Below are 22730 nucleotides of genomic sequence, written 5' to 3'. Positions count from 1 at the left end.
AGTCTGAAGAGAGATAAGTGCACTTTCCCCCCGGGTGAGACCCCCGACGCTTAAGAGCCGAGTTCAATAACCGGTCATTTCCAGATAGCCTCGTCCCGAGGCCGTTCCCGTAAACTCGACTGGTCCCTCCCAGTAAGGGGTCGAGGTCGCCATCCATGCCTGCTCGTTCAGCGCCGTCGTTTTGATGTCGAGACCCCGGCTTGGAATCTTCAGGTTCCATTCCACCGGAACCGCCTTGCCGTTCACCGTTGCGGTCCGCAAGGGCGAAATCTGTATCTCCCGGGGATCGACCGGCGAGGTCGTGCCATCGGCCGAAATCCAGTTGGCAGACGTATAACCTCCCTCGTCATCTCTCAGCCGGAACGCCATCATCTTTTCGCCGGATGCGAGGTGGAGGGAAAACCAGTCCCATCCCGTCTGATTGGAAGCGAGGGGCTGGGATGACCACTCACGATCGAGCCAGGCTTTGCCTGTCACCTGCAGGACCCGGCCCTCAAGAACGACGTTGCCGCTGACCTCGTAGAAGGGCTGGGAATAATAATAGCTGGCCTGCCCGGCGGCTGATTTGACCGAAAAGCCCCTGTCCCCCTGAAGAACCAACGGGCCGTTTGCCTGAAGTTTGAGCTGATAATGGAAACCTTTGCCGTTGGCGTTCAAGTCAATTTTATCGAGAGGGTCGGCATGTCCGGTCACTGCCGTCTTCATCTCCCAATTATCTATCCATGCCTTAAAAGGAGCGACCACGACACCCGCCTGTCCAATGCCGCCGCGCGCCAGTCTTTCGGCAACATAATGGCGGCTGGCGGTTGTCACGGCGGCGTGGCCCAGCCAGATCTGCGGATCCGCCCATCCTGCCCGCTCGCCGGGCTGGAGCGCCGAACGAAAAAGTGTCCATTGAGCCCCTAGCTGCTCGCCATCGGCGGTCTGGAGATTTGCGGTGACGTACCACCATTCGATCCTGAAGTCCGGATGCGGCCCATGCTCCCGTGGAAAAACCAGCGGCACCCCTCGTCGTGGAACGCTGAAGCCTTCCGCATTTGACCCCAGTCCGGCGAAACCCTGCGCTACCGATACCGCCGGCGCGAGAAGACAACAGACGAAAAAAAGACGAATGATGGGCCTAGCGTTCATTGGCAAATATCCTGAGAAGGTCCGTGGGCGTCGTTTTCGCCAATCGCCGGACCGGGATCAAAACCGACATGATGGCGGCCACGAGGGCGACAAGGCCCAGTTTCAGCCATTCCATCGGGAAGAGGATCATCGGCAGCCGCCATCCGAACGCTTCCACATTGATGATCACGAGGAGAACCCAAGCCAAAGCAAGCCCGACGGGAATGGCGGCCACGAAAGTTATGAACCACAAAGCGAGTGTGCGGATAAACTCCAGCCACGCCAGATCACGACGGCGAAGTCCGAGCGCCCAGACCGGGGCCAGTTGCGGCAACCGGAGTGAGGCGAGCGTCAAGAGGCTTGAAAACATCGCAAAACCGGCAACGCCGAGCGTCAGGACGTTCAGGGCGCCCGTCACCGTAAAGGTCTGCTCGAAAATGGCTGCGGATTGCCGCTTAAGAGATGCCTGGTCAACGATATTGGCTTCCGGCAGGCCGAACTCGTCCATCAGGCTGCGTCGAAAGTCCGCCACCTCCTCCGGCGCAAGGCGAAGGCCATATCGCAGTTTTTCGACATCCGGATAGTGCTCAACAAGAGCATCAATGCCGATAATCACGTGTCCGGACGGATTGCCGTAATCCGAAAATACGCCGACGACGGTAGCGCTCCAGCCACCTGGCAATTGGATTTTCTGGCCAGGTGAAGCCTTGCCGGTCCGCCACAACTGCTCATTGACGATTGCGCCCCGGCCGCTCGCAATTTCATCCCAGGTCGCAGGCGAGCGAAGGATCAACGGCCAATGATCCCTGTAGGTAGGATCATCGGCGACACCAAAAATCTGCACCTGTTCGCCTGAAACGTCACCACGGCTGCTCCAGATGGGCAGAACCGCGCGTGTATGCTGAGGAAACCACTGGCGTAGCTTCTCGGCTTCCGTCTCGTCTCGCGCTGTCACGTAAACCTCTGCTGCAAGTCGCTGATCGAGCCAACCCAGAAATGTCTCTCGAAAGCTCGAGACCATCGTGCCGACGCCGATATTGGCCGATAGCGCAAGCAGCAATGCCATCAAAGCAAGGGAGAGCCCGGGCAATTGCTGACGCGTATCTGCAAAGAACCATCGCACCAGTATGTGTCGGGAAACGTGTTCGCCTGCCTTCATGGCAAAGGAGAGAAAAGGAGGAAGAATGAACGCCGCGCCGAGCAGCAGCGCGGCCAGAACCGCAAATCCGGATAGGAGCCCACTGCCAGTCCAGACAAGCAGGCCGGACAGCACGATCAGAAATGTGCCGATTGTTGCCTGTAGCACCAGCCCCCTGACCGATGCCATTGTCCATGCCCGGCTATGCGCCGCGGACAATATCGGCATCCGCCAGACACGCCATAGATGTTGCAGCGAGGAAAGCCACGTCCCGATCAGCGCCATGCCTAGACCAGCCAGCCACCATTCAGGCCTGATGGAAAGTGAGCCTGAAACGCTCGCCCCGTAAAGCCCACTGAGCGTCGCGGCAACCCCTGGCAGAAGTGCAGAAGCGATGACATAGCCGAGAACGACCCCAAAGGCGCCGGACAAGAAGGCAAAAAGCGTAATTTCAAAAACGAGCATCACCGTGAGTGAGCTGAGCGAGATGCCGAGCGATCTCAAGGTTCTGAAGGTGCCTCGCCTCTGCTCGAATGACAGACCGGTTGCGGAATAGGCGATAAACAGACCAACGACAAAAGCAAGGAAGCCGAATGCCGTGAGGTTGAGATGAAAACTGTCGGTGAGCCGCGCAACGTCCGATCGCCCGCCCGCTTCTCTTATTGTCAGGTCCGGTGCGAGAACCGCGATTGCCTGACGATCCACTGCTTGTGAGGGTGAAATGACGATCCGGCTGAGATCTCCTTTGCGTTCGAGGATGCGGGCGGCAGTGGAAATGTCGACGAAAGCCGCCCCGTCGGGAATATTGGCCGTCGGTCTGACGGCAAGACCCGCCGTATCCTTTAAGGCGCTGGCCGTCGCCGGTGAGACAATCATAACGCCGGGCGCCGTCATGAAGTCTATAAGGCCGGATCGGTCCGAAGGGGGAAGTACCGATCCATCCGAGGGCATCGTCAACGGGTCAATCCCGATCAGCCTGATACGCGTCGTCCCGAACCGGTGTTGACCTTCGATGACCGGAGAGACATCCAAGCCGGCCCGGCGAAGTCTGGCGTAGGTTTCCAAGGCTATCATGCCGCCGTCTTTGGCGACCAGCTGATCCAGCTGGTTTTGAGACAATAGCGAGGCCGCCCTGTCATAGCTGGCACGCGCTTCGGAATTGATGGCCTGTACGGCAGACCATAGCGCTGTCGCGAGCGCCACGCCCATGACGAGCATCAAGAATTGCAGTGGTCTGTAGCGCCAGTGCGAGAGCAGCGCACTGAAGGCGGTCGCGTTCATTGCGACACCTTTCCGCCGCTGAGGGCAATGCGCCGATCGAGTTTTGCGGCGAGCCGGCTGGAATGGGTGACGAGCAGAAGCGCGATTTTCGCTGACGTCGTCAGTCGCAGCATGATGTCGATAACGATATCTGCGGTGTTCTCGTCGAGATTGCCGGTCGGTTCGTCGGCAAGGATCAGCGGCGGCCGGGCCGCAAGCGTCCTTGCGATCGCAACCCGCTGCTGTTGCCCTCCCGAGAGCTGCTCGGGATAACGGTCGAGGAGCGCCGCAATTCCCAGGGCTTCGACCAGTGTCTTTTCCCACGTCCGATCAAAACGGCCCGCGAGCTTTGCGTGGAAAGAGACGTTGGAGCCGACATCGAGGCTCGGAATCAGATTGAACTGCTGAAAAATCAAACCGACGTCATGCCGGCGAAATATTGCGCGGTCTCTGTCGTTAAGATCGGTGATCGTACGGCCGTTCACCATGATGGTGCCGCTGTCGGGCAGATCAAGGCCGCCGACAAGATGTAGGAGCGTGCTTTTGCCGCTGCCGGATTCTCCCGTCAATGCAAGGCTCTCTCCCGCGTCAACGCTCAGATCAACGCCATTGAGAACCGGTATCGTCCCTTCGGCGGTCTGATAGGTCTTTCTGAGGCCGGATATTGATAGGATCATGGGAGCTTCGGTCTCTAACTAATCTTATATGATCGGATGTGGTCACAGATTTCAACCAAGCTGACCCGACGATGTTCCCTTGGCGCGAGACAGAAGCCAGCCCCGATTTTGTCTACCAATACGATGTCCACCACTTCCACGGGTATTTGGAATCAATGGCCAAGTCGGATAAGCCTGTTTGCGGATGTGGTTGCGATTTGCTGCGGATCATTCGAGGTTTGAGGTGACGGACGAATTTTCTGCTGAACTTGATGACTTGCATCGCACTACCTTCGACTACTTCTGGTCCGGCAGCCATCGCGAGAGCGGACTTCCCAGGGACCGCATGGGATCAGATGGTCAGCCGATTCACGAAATCACATCCATATCGGGGGTGGGGTTCGGATTTCTTGCGCTCATTGTCGGCGTTCACCGGTCCTGGATTACGCGGCAGGAGGCGATCGATCGGGCGAACCTTATGCTGCGATCTCTCGGGGCGGTGAAGCGATTTCACGGCGCTTTTCCGCATTTTGTCCACAGCTCCGGCGGAAAGACAATTCCATTTGCGAAGTTCGATGACGGCGGCGATCTCGTTGAGACTGCACTTCTGGTTCAGGCACTGATCTGCGCCCGCGAGTTCTTTGACGAGCCGACATCAACGGAAATGGATCTGCGCCGGTCGGTTACCCACATCGTGGAGGCAGTGGAGTGGAACTGGTTTACACAGGGAAAGCCCGGTCCTCTCTACTGGCATTGGAGCCCCCGCTTCGGCTGGGCGAAGAACCTGCCGATTGCGGGATGGAACGAGGCTCTGGTCACTTACGTTCTTGCGGCAGGATCGGCCGCGCATGCAATAAACCCGGTCTCCTACCACTCCGGCTGGGCGCGCGATGGCGAGATCAGAAACGACGCGAGATATCTTGGCGTCAGGCTGCCGCTCGGCGAGCTGTATGGAGGTCCGCTCTTCCTGTCGCAATATTCATTCTGCACTCTCGATCCGCGCGGTTTGGGTGATGCCTATTGCAGTGATTATCTCGAGCAGGTCCATGCCCATAGCCTCATCAACTATCGGTATTGCAGCACCCGTTATGCGCCGGAAGACGGATGGGGTCTATCGGCCTGCGACGGACCGAAGGGGTATGCCGTCAATTCTCCAACCGATGATCATGGCATCATTGCCACGACGGCTGCGCTCTCCAGCATGCCGTTCCTGCCGGTTCGATCGATACGGGCGGCTGTGCGCTTTCTGCAATGGCGTGGTGGCGCACTGAGGGGTCGTTTCGGCCTGATGGATTCCTTCCAGCCATCCACCGGCTGGGTTTCAAAAACCCATCTCGCCATCGATCAGGGGCCTGTGGTTGCTATGATGGAAAACCATCGCAGCGGCCTGATATGGGATTTATTCATGAATGCGGCGGAGGTCAGCCGTGGCTTGATCAAGCTGGGCTTTCACACGGACAGGTACCGGGAAACAGATGATCTCCTGGCGTCGCGGTAACGGAGACCTGCCAGTTCCTATGATCGGCTGCAGCGGCCCCCGGGAGGTAGAGTTTAATCACTTGACGGAGGTGTTTGACGCCTCCCTTCGCCGCTGTCACGGCCCTACCACTCTATCCTGCGGCCGTCATAGGCGAAGAACTGCCCTGTCTGGGCGGGCGTAAGTCCATCTATCGTTGCCAGGAGACTTGCTGCGGCGTGTTTCGGTGAAAAGCGCTCCCGGCCCTTTGAAAAGGCCTGCGAGAGGTCAGTATCCACCGTGCCCGGATGGAGCGCCACCACGATGGACTGCGGATGGGTACGCGCGATTTCGATCGCCGCGGTTCGGATTATCTGGTTCTGGGCGGCCTTCGATGCCCTGTAGGAAATCCAGCCGCCCAGTCTGTTGTCTCCTATCGATCCGACGCGTGCGGACAGCGAGGCAAAAACGCACCGTTCCTCCCGCTTCAGAAGCGGCGCAAAATGCTTCAGCAGCAGGGCTGGTCCGATCGAATTGACAGCGAACTGTTTGGCCATTTGGGAAGGATCAATCGCCTTGATCGTCTTTTCCGGTCCGACGCCATCGATCGTCAGCGCACCCGTTGCATTAAAGACCAGATCGAACGAGTCGCGCTGATCTGACAGACGGCTGACAGCCCCGGCGACACTCGCCTCGTCGGTGATATCAAGATCACCTCCGCTGCGCGAGAGTGGCAGGGCGAGCGCGCAGCGAGGATCTGTCTGAAGGAGAGACAGCAAAGCCCCTCCTATGCCGCCGGATGCCCCTATCACGATCGCCCTGTAACCATTTGCGAGGGAATGCAGCATCGTCAGGGTCCTTAGCGCTGAGCTGGAAACTCAAGCTTGTTGACGTCGTAACCCAGCTTGCGCGTTTCTGCGATCATTCTTTGAAGTTTGCTTTTGGAGGGCACGCTTCTGGCGTAGATCCACACGTCATCCGTGGAGGGATTGGCGCTGATGAACCACGATTTGTCCGGGGATTTATACAGGACCCAATAGTTGAAAGTGATGAGGAGAGGATAGCGAACCCGCATCTTTGCATTCGCAGAACCGAAGTCTTCTATCTTGCCGACGCCCCTGATGGTTTTCAGCCGGCCCTGCGGAGTGTCGACCCGGCAGCCGTCTTCCACCAGAACCTCGTTTGCAGTCCTGCCCTGCCGGTATGTCGAATAGCCGGCGACGCAGCCGTCCGTGAGCAGCATCGGCATACGGCCAATCTCAAGCCACGTGCCGCGGTAATGATCGCTCCCAACCGGCACCGGCTTTGGGCTGGCGGCGGAAGCGGATTGCGCCGATAGCGCAAGCGTTAGCGCTGCGATCAGCTGCTTGATACCTGTGTGCATGAACTCCTCCTGTTGATGGCGCCCATAGGTCCAGGTATCCGCCCGCCTTTGCGGCATACCCCACAGCGATGAAAGACGAACGCTGGCGGCATAGAACGCATCCGCGTCAGAAAGCGTTGCACACGCAGGCCCGTTCAGGCCATCGGCAAACCCTATTTCGCTGATGGTCCTGCGATAACGGATTTCGCCCTGATGCGAGCGGCCTTTCTGTAGGCTCGAGGTGTAAGCCCCATCTCCATCCGAAAGTAACGATTGAAGTTCGACAGGTTGTTGAAGCCCGCCTCGAAACAGACATCCGTAATCGATGTCTCGGTCTCCGCAAGCAGGGTTCTCGCGCGCCACACACGCACCGAACGGCTATAGTCGGAGAAGTTCATGCCGGTCAGGCGCCGGAAGGCACGCGAAAATGCGGAGGGCTCGAAGCCGACCAGCTCTGCCACTTCCCGCATTTGCGCGGCAGGATTCGATTGCAGTATCTGGATCGCCTGATCGATCCTGCGATGTCTGCGGTCAGATACCTGATTATAAACGGATATGAAGTGTTCGCTGGCGAGCAGCCGCTTCTCGGCGGCTGTTTCGATATCCTCGAGGATTTCCAGAAAAAGGCCCAGTCCGCCGCGGTGTCCTGCCGAATGCAGCCTGAGGATCTTTGCCCCGATAGTGAACGCGTCTTCCCCCAGAACCTCGATCCCGCGTTGCGCCAGGGGTTTCAGTCGGTAGAGCACGTCAAATTCCGGACAGACCGAGCGGACGCCAATCAAGGCATCCGCGTCGAACTGCAGGACCATGTCACGGCCGGGCAAGGCCGGCGCGCCCGGTGTAATCCAGTTATGGGGAAGGTTTGTCCCCGTGAGCACCAGATGCCCCGGACGGAACGAACCGATGTAGTCTCCCACATAAGCGAAGCCGGTAGCATCAGGTATGAAGTGAATTTCCCATTCGGGATGATAGTTCCAGATGCAGATCGGGTTGGGATAGTCGTCCCGGCGGATCAGATAGGAAGCGCCTCGGGGCAAGACGATCTGCTCGCGCGTGGCGGTGAAGGTCTCAGATACTGATTGAGGAAAGTCTGATGCAATACGCATTCATCTGCTCATGTTATGGCGCACAAATGTCAAGATAATACCAGTTCTGTGACTGACGCCAACTAGTTTGCGCCCGTCGCTTGCGCAAATCTGGACGCGTCGATGGCACGGGAGTTGCCACCAAGGGAGGACATCATGACACTCAATGCTCTCCGCGCAGGCTGCGCGGTTGTTGCCCTATTTGCCGCGTCCAGCGCGTTTGCCGCCGCACAATGCACGAGCGACGTGCGTGTTCTGGCACAGCCGCGCGACGGATTGACCCTTCTCGAAAAATATGTCGATGAGTTCGAAGAACTATCTGGCGCAGGCTTCGAGATCAGCTATCTCAACGAGAATGATCGCCGCGCAAAGTCGCAGGCCGACGCCTCGACAGTCGGTAGCTTCAACGTCTATTACGTTGACGAAGCCAATCTGGCGATTTTTGCCTCGTCAAAGTGGATCGTTCCGCTCGAAGGCTTTTACCCGGCAGAATACGACTACAAGGACTTCGACGCCGGCATGCGCGCCGCTGCGACCTACGACGGCAAGGAGTGGTTTGCACCGGTACAGGGCGGCGGCGACCTGATGGTCTATCGCACCGACCTTCTAGAAAAGGCGGGCATCGCCCCGCCAAAGACATGGGACGAATATTTTGCCGCCGTGAAGAAGCTGCATGACCCGGCCAATGGCGTCTACGGCACTGCCCTGCGCGGTCAGCGCGGTTCAGGCGCCAATGTCTGGCGCTGGATGCCCTTCTTCAAGGCAAATGGCGGCGAGTGGTTCAAGGATGGCAAGCCTGCCTTCAATTCCGATGCGGCCGTAAAGGCGACCGAGACCTATCTCGAGCTCTTTAAATATTCCGCACCGGGCACGCAGACCGGCTCCTGGGACGAGTCCACCGGCGCTTTCCGCTCCGGCAAGGTGGCGATCATCATCGAATCCGCACCTCTTGGCGGCATGTCCGTCGATAAGGCCCAGAGCCAGGTTGCGGACAAGGTGGCATTCTCGGTTCCGCCGTCGCCGCTGCCCGGCGCCGGTTACGCCCATGGTTTTGCGATTGCTTCCAAGGCCAACAAGACTGACGAGGAGAAGGCCTGCGCCGGTCTCTTCGTTGCCTGGGCGACATCCAAGGAACAGGAAGCACGCCGCCTCGCCGCCGGCCAGCCGGGCGAACTGACGCGCACCAGCACCTACCAGAGCCCGGAATATGCCAAGACCTTCGGCCAGAACCTTGCCGATGCCATGGCCGCGACCGGTGAAAAGACCACCGTGACCTTCTGGCAGGATGCGCGTTGGCAGGAACTGGGCAACCAGTGGGGCATCATGCTCGAAGAGCTGATCACCGGCAGCCGCACCGATATCAAGGCGACGCTCAACGAACTCGAAGCTTTCGCCGCCAAACTCTGACGCCTCCCAAGCCGTCTGACGGGCGCGTCCAGTGACGCGCCCCCTTTTCCCCACCCGAGGACCTGCCATGCGCCGCGGCCGCTCGCTGCCTTACGTCTTTCTTGGACCCACTCTCAGCATCCTGATCGTTCTGGCGCTCGTGCCGACGGTCTACGCCATCAACATCTCCCTGCAAAACCGCACGCTGTCTGCGCCCGACGCGGACTACGTCTGGTTTGCCAATTATGCCGCGCTGTTTTCAGATGCACGTTTTCTGAACGCGCTTTGGGTGTCCTTCAAGTGGGAGGTCATCAGCGTCTCAATGACCATGGTGACCGGGCTTGCTCTCGGGATTGCGATGTTCGAGGCCGCGAGCCCTCGCGTACGAAACGTTCTCTGCGTGCTTTTCATCATTCCCGTTCTTTTGCCACGGGTTTGCGCCGCTTTCGTCTGGAAATTCGCCTTTCATCCGCTCTACGGCGCCTTGACCTGGCCGGTCAGGGAACTCACCGGCATTACGCCCGATATTCTGTCGACACCCCTCGGCGCCCTTCTTGCCGTTGCCTTCGTTGATGTCTGGCAGTGGGGTTTGTTCTTTGCAGTCATCATCCTGAAGCTTCTGGAATCCCTGCCGCAGCAGCCGCTGGAAGCCGCACGTATCGATCGCGCGAGCCGCTTCGAAATCCATCGTTTTGTAACGCTTCCGATGCTGAAAGCACCCTTGATCAGCCTGCTCCTCGTCAAGGCTATCGAGAGCCTGCGTTCCTTCGATCTCGTCTACGTCATGACGCGCGGTGGTCCCGGCATCTCTACCGAGACGCTGGACATGTACGCCTATTCGCAGGGCTTCATCGAAGCCGGCAAGATTTCGTACGCCTCCTCCATGGCTGTCATCATGATGGTCCTGACCATTGTCACCTTTACCTTTACGTGGAAGAGGCTGAACCGATGAAAGTCTCCACTTTCTTCCTCAGGGTGTTGCTGGTTCTGGCCGCCGCACTTGTCGTGCTGCCGCTGCTTTGGACCCTGCTCAACGCTTTCAAGACCAATGCCGACCTGCTGGTATCGACGCCTAAACTCGTCTTCCAGCCTGTCCTCGACAATATGAGTTATGTGCTCAATCGCCGTTCGGTCGCGCGCGCGCTCACCAACTCGTTGATCATCTGCTCGAGTGCGGTCGTCCTCGGCGCAGTACTCGGTGTGCCCGCCGCCTATGTGATTGCCCGATTCAAGAACAGGATTACGGCGGAAGCGCAGTTTTTTGTCCTGTCGCTCCGTTTCCTGCCGCCCGTCGCAATCGCCATTCCAATGCTGGTCATCTGGCTTGGTCTTGATCTCTACGACACGAGACTGTCGCTGATCGTGACCTATCTCATCGTCACCGCTTCAATAACCATATGGCTTTCCGTGCCGGCTTTTGAGCGCGTCAGCCTACACGTTGAAGAGGCTGCCCGGGTGGATGGACTTGGTCCCTATGCGACGTTCTTCCGCATCGCCCTGCCAATTGCCCGTTTCCAGGTCTTTGGCGCGGTCGCCTTCTCATTCGTTCTTGTATGGAACGAGTTCCTGCTTGCCATGATGCTCACGACCTCGAAGGCGAAAACCCTGCCGATCATCGCGTCCGAAATGTCGCAGCTCGGCATGAACGTGCCGTGGGGCATCCTCAACGCTGCCGTCGTCCTCTTGTCGCTGCCGCCACTGATCCTGCTCGGCGTGCTTGCAGGTGGCCTCAATGCCGCATTTTCCAAGAAAACTGATCAAGGTTGACTGACCCATGAAAGCACTTGTCCTCGAACGTGTCGGCGAACTCTCCCTGCGCGACATCGAAATTCCGCAGCAATTGGGGCCGGATGACGTTCGCATTCGTCTGCATACCGTCGGTGTCTGCGGCAGCGACGTGCATTATTATACGCACGGGCGCATCGGTGACTTCGTCGTCAATGAGCCAATGGTGCTCGGCCACGAGGCCGCGGGGACTGTCATCGAGACCGGAGCCAATGTAACGCATTTGAAGCCCGGCGACCGCGTCTGCATGGAGCCCGGCATTCCCGATCCGAAATCTCGCGCGTCGCGACTCGGCCTCTACAATGTTGATCCCGCTGTCACCTTCTGGGCGACGCCACCGGTGCACGGTGTGCTTTGCCCCGAAACGGTTCATCCGGCGAGTTTCACCTACAAGCTGCCGGACAATGTCTCCTTTGCCGAAGGGGCGATGGTCGAACCATTTGCCGTGGGCATGCAGGCGGCCGCCCGGGCCAACATCACGCCTGGCGATACCGCGGTCGTTACCGGCTGCGGGACGATCGGCATCATGGTGGCGCTCGCCGCTCTGGCCGGTGGCTGCTCTCGGGTGTTCATTTCGGACATTTCCGCGACCAAGCTCAAACTTGCCGAAAGCTATGGCGGCATAACCGGCGTCAACCTGAAGGAAGTTGATCTCGTTCAGACGGTCAATGAGGAAACCGAAGGTTGGGGGGCGGATATCGTCTTCGAATGCTCGGGCGCGCCGGCTGCGGTCCGCGATCTCTTCAAGGTCGTCCGCCCTGGCGGAACGGTTGTTATCGTCGGCCTGCCGCCGGAGCCCGTCGCCGTGGACCTTGCAGCAGCCTGCTTCCGCGAATGCCGTATCGAGACGGTTTTCCGCTACGCCAACGTATTCGATCGCGCATTGGCGCTGATTGCCGCCGGCAAGGTTGACCTGAAACCATTGGTCTCCGGCACCTATGCCTTCGATCAATCGATTGCCGCTTTCGAGAGGGCGGCCGAAGGCCGGCCTGAAGATGTGAAGCTGCAGATCGTGATGAATGGGGAGACGCATTGATGGCCACCTTCGAGTGCCGGGGAATCCGGAAAGTCTATGGTTCGCTGGAGGTCATGCGGGATTTTGACCTCAAGATCGATAACCACGAATTCGTCGTCTTTCTCGGACCGTCAGGCTGCGGGAAATCCACCATGCTGCGAATGATTGCCGGGCTTGAGGAAATTTCCGGCGGAGATCTTCTCATCGGCGGCGAGCGGATGAACGACCGCGACCCCGGCGACCGGGGCATCGCCATGGTGTTTCAGAATTATGCGCTGTACCCTCATATGAGCGTACGGGACAACATCACCTTCGGGCTCGAGAGGGCCGGTATTGGAAAGTCTGCAATCGATCAGCGTCTTGCACCCGTGGTCGATGCGCTGGGACTTGGCGTCTACCTTGCGCGCAAGCCCACGGAACTGTCGGGCGGACAGCAACAGCGTGTGGCGATTGCCCGCGCCATGATCAAGACGCCGGAAGTTTTTCTCTTCGACGAGCCGCTTTCGAACCTCGACGCCAAGCTCCGGGGCAGTCTGCGTGTTGAGATCGCACGGCTCCACAGGGACCTGAAAACGACGAGCATCTACGTCACTCATGACCAGCTCGAAGCCATGACGCTTGCCGATCGTATCGTCCTCATGAAAGACGGACGGATCGAGCAGATGGGCACGCCTGAAGAGATTTACCAGACACCCCGAACCATCTTTGCCGCAGGCTTCATCGGCACTCCGAACATGAATTTCCTGCAATTGCAGATGACGCCGGAGGGCGTCGGCGACGATCTCGTGAAGTTTGCTGCCCCTGCTGGTCTGCGCTCCGGTGAAGTCACCGTCGGGATCAGGCCGGGATCATTCCGCTTGAACCAAGATGCCAAGGCGTTTCGCGGAACCGTTGAGCGCAATGAGTTCCACGGCGAGACACGCCTTATCTGCCTCAAGAATGATCGCCACGAGATCAACATTTCCGTGCCCGCCGAGATACGACCAGCAATTGGCGAAATAATCGGAGTCGAAGTCGCCTCTTCTGATATTCACGTCTTTGATCCCGGATCGGGCCTGAGACTGAATTAACCGTGGTGAGACTGGCCCAGGATGGCGGCGTGCCGCGCAATGGAACGCCTGTGATGCAGCGCAGGCGGTCCATCGGGTTCCACTTTCTCCCATCCATCCGTCGGTCGATCACCCGGAAAGCACCCGGATTTCAACGAAGTGACGCGGAAAGAGCGCAAAGCGAAAGCGTCGTCGGAATCTCCGACGTGAAACGGCGCGCTGGTCGCCTGCGCCGTTCAGTTGCTGGAGCTTGGTGCGCTCGTGGCTTTCGTTGCCTTCTCGGTCAGATATCGACGAGAAGACCTAAGATCTGATGGAGGCAAAGGGCACGTGCCACCGCGCCTGCTTTCACGAGCAGCTCTGCTTCAAAAAAAGGCGCTCCGCATTATCGAATGTCTTCTCGGCTCCGCGGACGAGAACCGCCAACGACGCCTGATCGCCTTTCGCGGCCTTCTCTCCCCCGTCTTCTCGCTTGATATCGTTCATTGTTGTTCCGGCATAATATAGAAAGAAATACTTCAACGACTGTTGGCGTCTGCCCGTCGAGACAGGAATAGCACATGACTGCTGCCGATTGGACGCCGGTATTCGTCCTACCGAATATTCCGATGGAAACTGCGATCGGCTGTGAGATAGCTGCGCTCGCGCCAGCGAGTGACCCTCGCATTGCGGCTCTAAAAAGGGCGCATCCCTCGTTCAGGCGTTTCCTCAACCGCTTCTCGGATAATTTCGGAGAGAAGTTCGAGCCCTCGGTCCTGATCCTCGACGCCGCCGCTCCGCCGATCTTTCGCGACGTGACGGCGCTGGCGAGTTTCCGCGACCTAATCGCGCTCTCGGCCGTCACCCATGGCCGGGCGCTGGAACTCCGACATCCGCGCGGGCATCGCGTGCTGTTCGGCGAGGCCTTCGCCATCTACCCCTGGATGCTCGACCGACACTTTGAGGATGTGATCGGCAGCACGCCGGCCATCCTCGGCACGCATGAGCTCTCTCGCTTCAAGGGCCAATCGTCGCCGGCCCTGTTCCGCACGTCACTCGGCGAAACAGACATCGACCAGCCGCTCCTGGCCGCGCTCATGGCCCGCTGGCGTCGACGCTATCAGGCCGCAGAGCCAGTCTGGGAGGACGTCGCGCTGATGCGGTCGCTCAACATGGCCTACCAAGCCTCCCTCTTGCCGGCCGGCATCGATACGACGTTCTACGACGTCGGGCGGGTCGTCTCCCTCTGGGTCAGCGCTTTCGAGATTCTCGTGCATCCTGGCGGAAGCGGACAGGCCAACCGCGACAAGGTGCTCGAGATGATCGAGCGGACGCCCTGGGCGGAGGTGGAAAGCAGCCAGCTCGTCCACGACACGGGCGGCAAGACCAAGGTGAAGCGCACATTGGCGTCCTGGCTCTATCAAGTGCTCTACGATTGCCGAAACGATTTCCTCCACGGCAATCCCGTCGAGCGCAGCAATCTCTTTCTCCCCACGCCCCAGCGGACGATCTTCGAATATGCTGCACCGCTCTATCGTGTCGCGCTGACCGTGTTTCTTCCGCTTACACACGAGGTCCCTATGCCGTCATCCAAAGACGCGCGGGCGTTCGGCGCCTATATCGCCGATCGCATGGATTTCATGGGACCACAGAAATCCGCCGAGGAAGCACTTCTAACTGCGACGCGCCCGCCAGCGGGCCGCGCCGCACGCCGCGCCCGCGTCACACGACCCGCTCCCTAGTTGTCGGCGCCGGCATCCGGTACCGCGATCAACTCTTCCGCCAGCTCCGAAAGCCACGGCGAGACATCCTCGATCTGCACCGCGCCGGCATGTACCGCGTAATAGTCACTGATTATCCCTTCCAGATTGAGAACGTCTCCGCAAATAGAGCCGGCCAATCGCGATTGCGTCAATCCGCAGGGCGCTAAGACAGCAAGCTTCTCTTGGTCGGAGCCGGGCTCTGCTTGTCTGGCCGGAGATCATCTTCCGGCCGGGCCAATTTCAGATCAGGGTCTTGTCCTCCGCATCCGAGTGTACCGCGCCCAAATGAGAAAATCGCTGTGATCATCCGAAACAACCTCCGATGCCTGACATGCGACCAAGTTCATAAGTCGCTTCACCTAGCGTGTGGAAATTGCGGAGATAAACTTGAGAGCGTACTCACGTTGGAACCGGAAGCAGACAGGAAAAATTCTAGTGTTCCGACAACGCTGCGTGTCGTGACGAAGCTGCCGATGCGCTTACTGTCAATCTAGGCCCTAACTTTGCAACTAAAAAAGCTAGGCAAATTCGCCGCTGTTATTTCCTCGGCTTAAGCAAATGATGACGATGTCAAATCGTTACTACAGCCTCCTAACGCTCGACGGTCGTTGGATTCGCAACCCGTTGGACCAGACGGGCGTTGAGCGTTTCGAACTTGTTAGCGACATCAAGCTCGTAAACACCCGGACCGACATCGGAAGCAACCCTCCCATCCAAGCTCTGCGGGAGGCGGCCGTAGATAGAAGCGAAGGCCGCGAAACCATCGTGGCCGCCCCCCGCCTGCGTGGTCAGGTTGGTCACGTCGATCACGCGGAGGTTTGAATTTCGGGCTTCGACGACAACTTGGGGGTCATCGATGTTGGCTGCGCCAGCGCGGAATTGCCCTCCGGCGATAAACCTGGATATCGACAGCGCCTGATCTTTCTTGGAGACCAGAACGGTGATGGGGGAGCGCAGGCGGCCGACGATCCGAAGTTGTTGAAGAAAGACTTCCGCGTCGATATCTGGCGCAGCCAGCGTGAGATCGATGAGTTTGCCGAGGGTGCGTTCGCCTTTGGCGATCCGGATTTGCCGGACAGACTCCATCGTTAGCCAAGCCCCCATGCTGTGGGCATAAAGCTTCATCCCCCTGACATGACGGTCGGAAGCGACCCGCTCGACCAACTGGGCAAGCGCATCGCGCGAGAAGGTCACCGCATCCTTGTCGGCGAGATACCCGGTGACTGCTGCCTTCGAAGGCCATGAGAACAGCACTGCCGATTGCGCGACATGGACGTCGGCGGTGAGTTGCGCTGTGCGGAACAGTGATTCCGGGAAGTTGTTGTTGAAGCCGTGGACGAAGATGGCGACGTCGCGGTCGAGGGCTTCCCCGCGGGCGGCAGTGGCCCCGACTTCCGCAAAGAACCGTCTTTCATCGAGGCGCTCGGACGAGACAATCGCGAAGTGCCGGGTCGGGTCCGGCACTTCCGTCGGCCATTCGATCTCGGTCGGTCGGTGGGCCGGCGGAATGGAGACGACATAGCGAACGTAGGTAGTCGTGGCCGTCATCCCATTGGTCAGGAAGGTTGGTGCGCTCGGATCGGGCGCCCGCGTACTCGCCACGAAGATGGTAACATGCTTCGCGCCCTCGACAGCGGCAACCGGGGTGAGGACGGATGAGCCGGGACGCGAGGCGCAGGCGCACAATGCGAGCGCCAGCGCCGTGATCAGTGCGACCGCCATGTATCGCCCGAATTGCTGTCGCCGCCTGATCGTCATCCTCCCTGCTCCTCTTTCTACTGAGGTCATCGATAGTTCGTGCGACGTGCAGCAACCCCGTGCATATACCCTCTTCTACCGTTCAATCAGACGTCATTGTAGTCTCGCCCCGCGCGAAACTGTGTCCCGCAACGAGGAACGCAAGCGAGAGGATCGACGACTTGCAAAGCCTCGTTGAGATCGCGATGCCGGTGCCCAATATTGACCGGGTCATTCGATGATATCAGGCCGTCCAGCTCGGAAGAGTCGATGCGCTCCGTCATCCTAATTTCACTCGTTCTCAAATAGTGACCGCGAACGATGACAAATAGCCAGGCCCTGCGCCCAATGAAGCGGGGTCGATCGCCGGAAACCATACAACGGCTGGGATCAAATGCTACGAGATGCGCCGGGGTACTGACACGAGTGTATTGCAGCATTGAGGTGCAACGAAGCCGGCCACGAAATAGAAATTGCTTCTTTCTACCAAAGGAAAGCGACATGATCTGTGCTGAAGACAAGTGACTTCCGCTTTGCACCTGTCGATTTCGGAATTTGTGTTTTGTGAAGGGGATTTAACGCCGACGATCGTAGTATTTTTGCGTATTGGATCGTAGTTTTCGGCTATTGTAGGATACTATGGAGTAGGAAATGGTTGCGGGGGCATAAACGTGACATTGTTACCAGACTAGCTTCAGCTCTGCCCTGAAATAATTGCTATCGCGGCCGCCCACAGCTTTGAGCGCCGATCCGACCTGGTAATGAACAGCCTCCAGCGACCCCGTGAGATTGGGATTGAAGCGGTAGTCGGCCTTGACCTGCAGATAAGCCCCAGTCCATGCCGGCCCCTGACCCGCCGTGCCAGCCACGGGAACGCTTGGCAGAGTGTAGACGGCGTCCTGTGTTGTCTGTCGCCAGAGCAGTCCGACCCCAGCCATCAGGGTCAGGTCTTCTGTCGGCTGAACGGTGACCGATGGTTTGATGTGGACAAGGTTGCCGTACCCGGTATGACCACCGAGCGAGAAATAGAAGCCGTTCGGAAACAGCGGATTGAAGGTGCCGAGCGTGCCATCACTTGCGGCTCGGTCGCCTGACGCCACGTCGAACTGCAGACCGATCCGCGGCGACCAGGTGAGATCCTCGAAGGTGTAGCCGGTCCTCGCACCCACGGCCCAGGCCAGAATGTCGGCTGAGCCGACCTTGCCAACCTGTCCCATCGCTTCCGCATCCCAGTCGAAACCGGCGTATTTGCCGGCCGTCCGGATATTGAGGATATGTCTGTCCTCCTCACCCGACGCGGTGAGAAAGATGGCGTCCTTGCGCTGATAAAGCGCGTAATATGCGGAGGCCTCAATATCCGGCGAAAGCTGTCGCTCGACGCGGGCCCCGCTGAATATTGCATCGCCGCTCGATCGATCATCAAAAGGGCGGTCATCGCGATACTGAACAGGCCGGCTGACGAGACCATAGAAGCGCCATGCATCCGTCTCCCACCCGGCCCAGACAGCATCGAATGACTGGCGGACATTCGGCCCGTCGCGCGTCGAAACGAACCGTTCCAGGTCAAAGGCAAAGTCTTGACGGCCGACCCTTACCCTAAACGTTCCGCTGTCAGTCTCTTGCGTATAGCCGATGAATGCTTGCCGAAGGTCAAATCGGTTTGCGTCGTTAGGGCCGATCACCGTCTTGTCGAAGGCACGCACATCCTCGAACTGCGTGAACAATTGCCAGTTTTCATTCAGGTGAACGTCGATGTGGAACTGCGCGCGCTGTAACCAGTAGGAATCTCCGGGGTTCGCAGGCACGGTCCCGAAAGCCGGCGCATCACTGACTTCGAAGATCTCGCGTAGATTGAGCCCGAACGAGATATAGCTGTCGGGATTCGAGGGAAACAACGGAATGTATTTGAGACGATCCAGCGGCTCAGTCCGCAGCTTCGGATCCGCAAGGAGCGACCAGTCCTCCCGCGACCGGTCGGCTCTTATCGAGGGCCTCTCCTGCTTCAAGCGAGTATCATCCGCCAGGGCTGACCGGTGGTCCCATTGAGCAAAGGCGAGGGCAGCGAGCGAAAGCAGGAGTGCCTGCGTACATCGAGCAGATTGAAGGCGAAACGCCAATGATATGCGAGGCAAAGCAATTTTCTTTTTGCCGATCATCGGCACACTCTTCGGCTTTCGCCACATGGGAACGTCCTATTTGAGTTTTTACGGGGATTGCGGCCAACCGCGAAGGGCCAGGTGAAGAATGGCGCGCGCGGTCATCCCAGTTGCCTATCGACTGGCTGAAGGTCGGACCCGTAGCCCGGTGTTTTTGCGTGAAATCTGTCGGACTCGTCCGCGAGGGCTATGCTCCGCCGCGCGGTTAAATGGCCTCGGTCAATTCAATAATGTTCCCGAAAGGATCGGCGAAGAAAGCGATCTTGCGGTTGATCTCGTCGACCTGAAACGGTTCAGTGAGAATCCTTACGTCGCGGCGTCGCAGCTCGTCCAAAGCGGCTTGGATGTCTGCGACAGTTAGGCAGAAATGGTGGTAGCCAGCGTATCGCAAGCTATCGACCAGGTCCTTGTAAGGCGGTAGTGGGTGCGGGCTCGGGTCGCCACCGGCAAGCAGTTCAACCATGAACCGATCGTCATTTGGCGGCGCGAGAAAGGCGAGCTGTTGATCACCGTGAGCCCACATGTGGACGACACGCCAGTCGAGCTTGTCCTGATACCATTTTATGGCGACGTCCCGATCAGGAATTCGGATCGCAATGTGATGTCCGCGCACATCGGCGAAGGGCGATGATGTGCTCTGAACCTGTCGGTTGAAGTCAGGCAATTTATATTCTCCTTGATGCAACGGCAGACGCCTTGCCGCGCTTTATTTCGATGGGGGGCATTCCCTGTCGATTTGGAATGGTTCGGCATGGCGTCGAAACCTTGGTCCAATGACTGTTCAGGGAGAGCGCTGAGGACCTTCCGCCGGGTTCATTTTTCCCCATAGTAGGTGCCGAAGTATTTCACGGGCGACCAATCCGGAAGAATCGAGGGCAGTTGCGGCGACAGACCGCTATAGTCCTGCGCGCCAAACACGACCCTGCCGTCCATGACGGTCAGAACGGAAGAAACGGATTTGATCTGATCCTCCGGCACCGAAAAGTAATCCCTGTCGAGAACAGCGAAATCCGCGAGATTGCCGGGGGCGATCAGGCCCATTTCGGATTCCGTGTTCATGAACCACGCTGCGCCACTGGTGAACAGTTTCAATGCCTCCGCGCGGGAAAGGCGATTGTCGCTGGCAAGAATCTCGGATCCGGACACCGACTTCCCGGACACCATCCAGCTTAAAGCGACCCATGGATTGTACGTCGCTGCCCTGAAGGCATCGGTGGTCATGGCCAGAGGAATACCGCTATCCACAAGCATGCCCAGTCGCGGCGTCTGCAACGCCTTTTCGCGACCATATGTTTTTATGAAACCATCGCCGTGCAGCGCCATCTTGGCGTCCAGGGCAATTCCGCCGCCCAGCTTCTTCACCCGGGCGATGTTCTCGGGACTAATTGTCTCGGCGTGTTCGAGGCTCCATTTCAGGCCATCGAGCGGGATCGTCTGGTTCACCTTCTCCAGACCGTCGAGAAACGGGGAGATGTTCTCGTTATAGCTGATGTGCATGCGGAACGGGACACGCCGCTGGACGAGCTTCATCACATCCTGCTCGACGAAACGCCGCATCTTCTCAGGCTCGATAATGACCGCCGGGCGGTCGAAATTCTCATGATCATGCACTTCCCCGCTTAAGACCTCCCCGGCGCCCCGATATTCGTGGCCATGTGCCAGGTTTGGATGCAGGTTTTGTCCCGGACTTATCGGCGCCGTTTTGGTGATTGCCTCGATTTCCAGGTCCACCATGTTTATCGGCCCACCGTCGCCGAGTTGCAGGTCCACAAAGGGCATACGCACGTTGAGGCGGTTATCCCGCGCAAGCACGTCGACCCTTGCCTGTGCCTCCGGGTAAGGAAACCTGCCACCGTTATCGATGATCGAGGTCACGCCAAAACGGTTGAGACCGTGAATGCTGTAGATCAACGAACTCACTTGTTCGTCGAACGTGGCCTGCGGCACCATGGCCTCAAGGGCGAGAAACAACCAGGTATAGCCGTGGACCACACCGGTGAGATTGCCGCCGCCGTCCTTTTCGAATTCGACGTCCGGTATCTTCGGGAACCGATCGGTTCCGACGCCAAGCGCTTCCATCGCCTGCCTGTTCAGGAAGGCTTGGTTGTAGGCATATTGCACGATCATGGGCCGGTCAGGCACGGCGGCGTGCAATTCGTCCAGTGTGGGAAAGCGGTTCTCCTCAAACTGGTAGAGCGACCAGCCCCCGATCACCTTGACCCATTGCCCCTGTGGGGTGCGTTGGGCCTGCTCGCTCAGCATCGTCAACGCCTTGCGCAGCGTCGGCACGCCGTCCCATCGAACATTGTAGGTGTAGGCCAGATCATTGAGAACGTGGATGTGGGCGTCGATGATGCCGGGTATCAGCCTGCGGCTGCGCGCATCGACAATCTCGGTACGTGAAACCTTGAGGTCGAGAATATCCGCATCAGAACCGACGGAGTAAATGCGCCCTTGCTTGACTGCCAAAGCCGAAGCTTCGGGCTGAGCACGGTTGCCGGTGAATATCTTTGCATTGAAAACGATCAGATCGGCGCCGGGCTGCTCCTGCGTCGTTTGTGCCTGAACCACCGAGAAAGATAGACTTGTCACAAACGCGATGCATATTTTCCTGATCATTTTCCCCTCGATCGACTGCTTCTCTAATTGCGCAGATGCGGAAGCCCGCTCCCTACGGACGTCGCGACTGGTTGACGTGCGTTAAAGCTGTCGCGAAACGTCATGGCTTCCCATCCGTCGTTGCAGGCGCCTCGTCAGACGGCGCCGTGGCAACCATGTCGAGGTAGAGAATGCCATTGCAATTTCGGCTACGGTAGGCCATCAAAGTGACACACCATGTCGCGGAATAGGAAACACTAATGGACATCGAGGAACTGCGCACTTTCGTGGAGGTTGCTGATGCCTCTGGCGTCACACAGGCAGCGCGCCGACTTGGCGTTTCCAAATCGCTCGTCAGCCGGCGGCTTGCCAGGCTTGAAAACCATCTCGGCGTCCAGTTGCTGGCGCGCACGACTCGCGGCGCATCCCTGACCGAAGCCGGCGCGACGTTTCGCGAGCACGCTGCCAAAATCTGCAGCGAGTTTGATATTGCGAGAGAGGCTATTCTCCACTCTGAAGATCTCCGCGGCCGGTTGCGCGTCGCTGCACCGCTGTCTTTTGGGCCGACGCATTTTGCTCCCGTCCTCTCCCAAATGGCGCTAAGACATCCGCAGCTGAAAATCTTTTCTTCCTACACTGATCGTTTCGTCGATCTTGTCGGAGAGGGTTTTGACTGCGCCATCCGGGTTGGCTACCTTCAGGATTCTGCGCTCGTCGCAAGGCGTGTCGGATCGGTCTGCGGCATCCTGGTCGCAAGTCCTGAATACATCGAGGCCCACGGCGCTCCCGTATCGCCAGATGAAATCGTCAATCATCAAGTCGCAATGCGAGGCGACGAGCGGTGGCAGTTCAAGGATGGCGACAAGATTGTCACATTGCTTCCGCAGGGACGTTTCATAGCTGACAACGGGGTTTCGTTGGTCTCTGCCGCCCTGGATGGTGTCGGGATCGCCTATCTTCCAGAACCCCTTGTTGAGGACCATATTTCCTCAGGTGCGCTTGTCCCCATCATGACGCGTTATCCTATTCCGGCAGCCGGCATCTTCGTCGTAAGGCCGCCCGGCCAGCATCCTTCGCGCAAGGTGAGGACCCTCACTGAGTTGCTCGCAGAACGTTTTGGGGCCGCGACCATCAATGACGGTGTACCGAGCCTCGGCAAGTACGGTTGATGAGCTTGCCGTAGCAAAGTCTAAA

General features: G+C 58.5%; 20 protein-coding genes. 8 read left to right on the top strand and 12 right to left on the bottom strand.

Annotated features, from left to right (window positions below):
* Nucleotides 1-63: 63 nt before the first annotated feature.
* The 3 genes from DOU54_RS15885 to DOU54_RS15875 are packed head-to-tail and all read right to left on the bottom strand — an operon-like array spanning nt 64 to nt 4185.
* Nucleotides 64-1131: a lipocalin-like domain-containing protein gene (locus DOU54_RS15885; RefSeq protein ID WP_044459736.1), complete on the bottom strand. Its 1068-nt coding sequence runs from the start codon at nt 1129-1131 to the stop codon at nt 64-66.
* Nucleotides 1121-3529, bottom strand: a complete 2409-nt coding sequence (locus tag DOU54_RS15880) for an ABC transporter permease (protein ID WP_113731614.1) — start codon at nt 3527-3529, stop codon at nt 1121-1123. Before DOU54_RS15880 ends, DOU54_RS15885 begins: the two co-directional genes overlap by 11 nt.
* Nucleotides 3526-4185, bottom strand: coding sequence for an ABC transporter ATP-binding protein (locus tag DOU54_RS15875; protein WP_037090959.1), 660 nt, complete (start codon nt 4183-4185; stop codon nt 3526-3528). The genes DOU54_RS15880 and DOU54_RS15875 overlap by 4 nt, the downstream gene beginning before the upstream one ends.
* Nucleotides 4186-4510: 325 nt before the next feature.
* On the opposite strand from DOU54_RS15875, the gene DOU54_RS15870 reads away from it, so the two are divergent.
* Nucleotides 4511-5662: a glucoamylase family protein gene (locus DOU54_RS15870; protein ID WP_113731691.1), complete on the top strand. Its 1152-nt coding sequence runs from the start codon at nt 4511-4513 to the stop codon at nt 5660-5662.
* Between the two features lie 104 nt (nt 5663-5766).
* Here the strand turns inward: DOU54_RS15870 and DOU54_RS15865 are convergent, their stop codons facing one another.
* From DOU54_RS15865 to DOU54_RS15855, 3 genes are all read right to left on the bottom strand, one after another.
* Nucleotides 5767-6468 carry an SDR family NAD(P)-dependent oxidoreductase gene (locus DOU54_RS15865; RefSeq protein WP_193603375.1) on the bottom strand — a complete coding sequence of 234 codons (702 nt, stop codon included), beginning with the start codon at nt 6466-6468 and terminating at the stop codon, nt 5767-5769.
* 11 nt (nt 6469-6479) lie between these two features.
* A complete protein-coding gene (locus DOU54_RS15860; protein ID WP_113731613.1) occupies nt 6480-7004 on the bottom strand; it encodes a lipocalin family protein in 525 nt (174 codons plus the stop codon).
* Between the two features lie 152 nt (nt 7005-7156).
* Entirely contained in the window at nt 7157-8089 is a 933-nt protein-coding gene (locus tag DOU54_RS15855) for an AraC family transcriptional regulator (protein WP_004438057.1), read from the bottom strand.
* A 135-nt stretch (nt 8090-8224) separates the two neighbouring features.
* Between DOU54_RS15855 and DOU54_RS15850 the strand changes: the two genes are divergently transcribed.
* The 5 genes from DOU54_RS15850 (at nt 8225) to DOU54_RS15830 (ending at nt 13324) form a co-directional block, all read left to right on the top strand.
* The gene (locus DOU54_RS15850; protein WP_113731612.1) at nt 8225-9475 is read left to right on the top strand and encodes an ABC transporter substrate-binding protein; all 1251 of its coding nucleotides are present in this window, start codon (nt 8225-8227) and stop codon (nt 9473-9475) included.
* Between the two features lie 67 nt (nt 9476-9542).
* Entirely contained in the window at nt 9543-10406 is an 864-nt protein-coding gene (locus DOU54_RS15845; protein WP_113381948.1) for a carbohydrate ABC transporter permease, read from the top strand.
* Nucleotides 10403-11221, top strand: a complete 819-nt coding sequence (locus DOU54_RS15840) for a carbohydrate ABC transporter permease (RefSeq protein ID WP_006698723.1) — start codon at nt 10403-10405, stop codon at nt 11219-11221. The genes DOU54_RS15845 and DOU54_RS15840 overlap by 4 nt, the downstream gene beginning before the upstream one ends.
* 7 nt (nt 11222-11228) lie before the next feature.
* Nucleotides 11229-12275, top strand: coding sequence for an NAD(P)-dependent alcohol dehydrogenase (locus tag DOU54_RS15835; RefSeq protein ID WP_004438046.1), 1047 nt, complete (start codon nt 11229-11231; stop codon nt 12273-12275).
* Nucleotides 12275-13324 carry an ABC transporter ATP-binding protein gene (locus DOU54_RS15830; RefSeq protein WP_113731611.1) on the top strand — a complete coding sequence of 350 codons (1050 nt, stop codon included), beginning with the start codon at nt 12275-12277 and terminating at the stop codon, nt 13322-13324. Before DOU54_RS15835 ends, DOU54_RS15830 begins: the two co-directional genes overlap by 1 nt.
* Nucleotides 13325-13651: 327 nt before the next feature.
* Here DOU54_RS15830 and DOU54_RS27495 read toward each other — a convergent pair whose 3' ends face one another.
* Nucleotides 13652-13789, bottom strand: coding sequence for a hypothetical protein (locus DOU54_RS27495; protein WP_193603374.1), 138 nt, complete (start codon nt 13787-13789; stop codon nt 13652-13654).
* 74 nt (nt 13790-13863) lie between these two features.
* Here DOU54_RS27495 and DOU54_RS15825 point away from each other — a divergent pair, with 74 nt between their 5' ends.
* Entirely contained in the window at nt 13864-15024 is a 1161-nt protein-coding gene (locus DOU54_RS15825) for a hypothetical protein (RefSeq protein WP_113731610.1), read from the top strand.
* Here DOU54_RS15825 and DOU54_RS27490 read toward each other — a convergent pair.
* The 5 genes from DOU54_RS27490 to DOU54_RS15805 form a co-directional block, all read right to left on the bottom strand.
* Complete coding sequence (locus DOU54_RS27490) at nt 15021-15182, bottom strand: hypothetical protein (protein WP_193603392.1); 162 nt, start codon at nt 15180-15182, stop codon at nt 15021-15023. The two genes, DOU54_RS15825 and DOU54_RS27490, sit on opposite strands and share 4 nt — an antisense overlap.
* A 454-nt stretch (nt 15183-15636) precedes the next feature.
* Nucleotides 15637-16767 carry an alpha/beta hydrolase gene (locus tag DOU54_RS15820; protein ID WP_193603373.1) on the bottom strand — a complete coding sequence of 377 codons (1131 nt, stop codon included), beginning with the start codon at nt 16765-16767 and terminating at the stop codon, nt 15637-15639.
* A gap of 695 nt (nt 16768-17462) precedes the next feature.
* The gene (locus DOU54_RS15815; RefSeq protein ID WP_113731608.1) at nt 17463-18938 is read right to left on the bottom strand and encodes an alginate export family protein; all 1476 of its coding nucleotides are present in this window, start codon (nt 18936-18938) and stop codon (nt 17463-17465) included.
* 205 nt (nt 18939-19143) lie between these two features.
* Nucleotides 19144-19602 carry a VOC family protein gene (locus DOU54_RS15810; protein WP_113731607.1) on the bottom strand — a complete coding sequence of 153 codons (459 nt, stop codon included), beginning with the start codon at nt 19600-19602 and terminating at the stop codon, nt 19144-19146.
* A gap of 149 nt (nt 19603-19751) precedes the next feature.
* Nucleotides 19752-21557, bottom strand: coding sequence for an amidohydrolase (locus DOU54_RS15805; RefSeq protein WP_113731606.1), 1806 nt, complete (start codon nt 21555-21557; stop codon nt 19752-19754).
* Between the two features lie 239 nt (nt 21558-21796).
* On the opposite strand from DOU54_RS15805, the gene DOU54_RS15800 reads away from it, so the two are divergent.
* On the top strand, nt 21797-22705 hold the full coding sequence (locus DOU54_RS15800; RefSeq protein WP_113731605.1) for a LysR family transcriptional regulator: 909 nt from the start codon (nt 21797-21799) through the stop codon (nt 22703-22705).
* The last annotated feature ends 25 nt before the right edge of the window (nt 22706-22730 follow it).

It is taken from the genome of Agrobacterium sp. MS2 (assembly GCF_003261015.1).
In the GTDB taxonomy this organism is placed as follows: domain Bacteria; phylum Pseudomonadota; class Alphaproteobacteria; order Rhizobiales; family Rhizobiaceae; genus Agrobacterium; species Agrobacterium pusense.
This window is presented reverse-complemented; position numbering and strand designations above follow the sequence as displayed.

Coding starts and splice junctions, on each gene's coding strand:
- DOU54_RS15885 (WP_044459736.1), bottom strand. CDS start 1,131: ATGAACGCTAGGCCCATCATTCGTCTTTTTTTCGTCTGTTGTCTTCTC.
- DOU54_RS15880 (WP_113731614.1), bottom strand. CDS start 3,529: ATGAACGCGACCGCCTTCAGTGCGCTGCTCTCGCACTGGCGCTACAGA.
- DOU54_RS15875 (WP_037090959.1), bottom strand. CDS start 4,185: ATGATCCTATCAATATCCGGCCTCAGAAAGACCTATCAGACCGCCGAA.
- DOU54_RS15870 (WP_113731691.1), top strand. CDS start 4,511: ATGGGATCAGATGGTCAGCCGATTCACGAAATCACATCCATATCGGGG.
- DOU54_RS15865 (WP_193603375.1), bottom strand. CDS start 6,468: ATGCTGCATTCCCTCGCAAATGGTTACAGGGCGATCGTGATAGGGGCA.
- DOU54_RS15860 (WP_113731613.1), bottom strand. CDS start 7,004: ATGCACACAGGTATCAAGCAGCTGATCGCAGCGCTAACGCTTGCGCTA.
- DOU54_RS15855 (WP_004438057.1), bottom strand. CDS start 8,089: ATGCGTATTGCATCAGACTTTCCTCAATCAGTATCTGAGACCTTCACC.
- DOU54_RS15850 (WP_113731612.1), top strand. CDS start 8,225: ATGACACTCAATGCTCTCCGCGCAGGCTGCGCGGTTGTTGCCCTATTT.
- DOU54_RS15845 (WP_113381948.1), top strand. CDS start 9,543: ATGCGCCGCGGCCGCTCGCTGCCTTACGTCTTTCTTGGACCCACTCTC.
- DOU54_RS15840 (WP_006698723.1), top strand. CDS start 10,403: ATGAAAGTCTCCACTTTCTTCCTCAGGGTGTTGCTGGTTCTGGCCGCC.
- DOU54_RS15835 (WP_004438046.1), top strand. CDS start 11,229: ATGAAAGCACTTGTCCTCGAACGTGTCGGCGAACTCTCCCTGCGCGAC.
- DOU54_RS15830 (WP_113731611.1), top strand. CDS start 12,275: ATGGCCACCTTCGAGTGCCGGGGAATCCGGAAAGTCTATGGTTCGCTG.
- DOU54_RS27495 (WP_193603374.1), bottom strand. CDS start 13,789: ATGAACGATATCAAGCGAGAAGACGGGGGAGAGAAGGCCGCGAAAGGC.
- DOU54_RS15825 (WP_113731610.1), top strand. CDS start 13,864: ATGACTGCTGCCGATTGGACGCCGGTATTCGTCCTACCGAATATTCCG.
- DOU54_RS15820 (WP_193603373.1), bottom strand. CDS start 16,767: ATGGCGGTCGCACTGATCACGGCGCTGGCGCTCGCATTGTGCGCCTGC.
- DOU54_RS15815 (WP_113731608.1), bottom strand. CDS start 18,938: ATGATCGGCAAAAAGAAAATTGCTTTGCCTCGCATATCATTGGCGTTT.
- DOU54_RS15805 (WP_113731606.1), bottom strand. CDS start 21,557: ATGATCAGGAAAATATGCATCGCGTTTGTGACAAGTCTATCTTTCTCG.
- DOU54_RS15800 (WP_113731605.1), top strand. CDS start 21,797: ATGGACATCGAGGAACTGCGCACTTTCGTGGAGGTTGCTGATGCCTCT.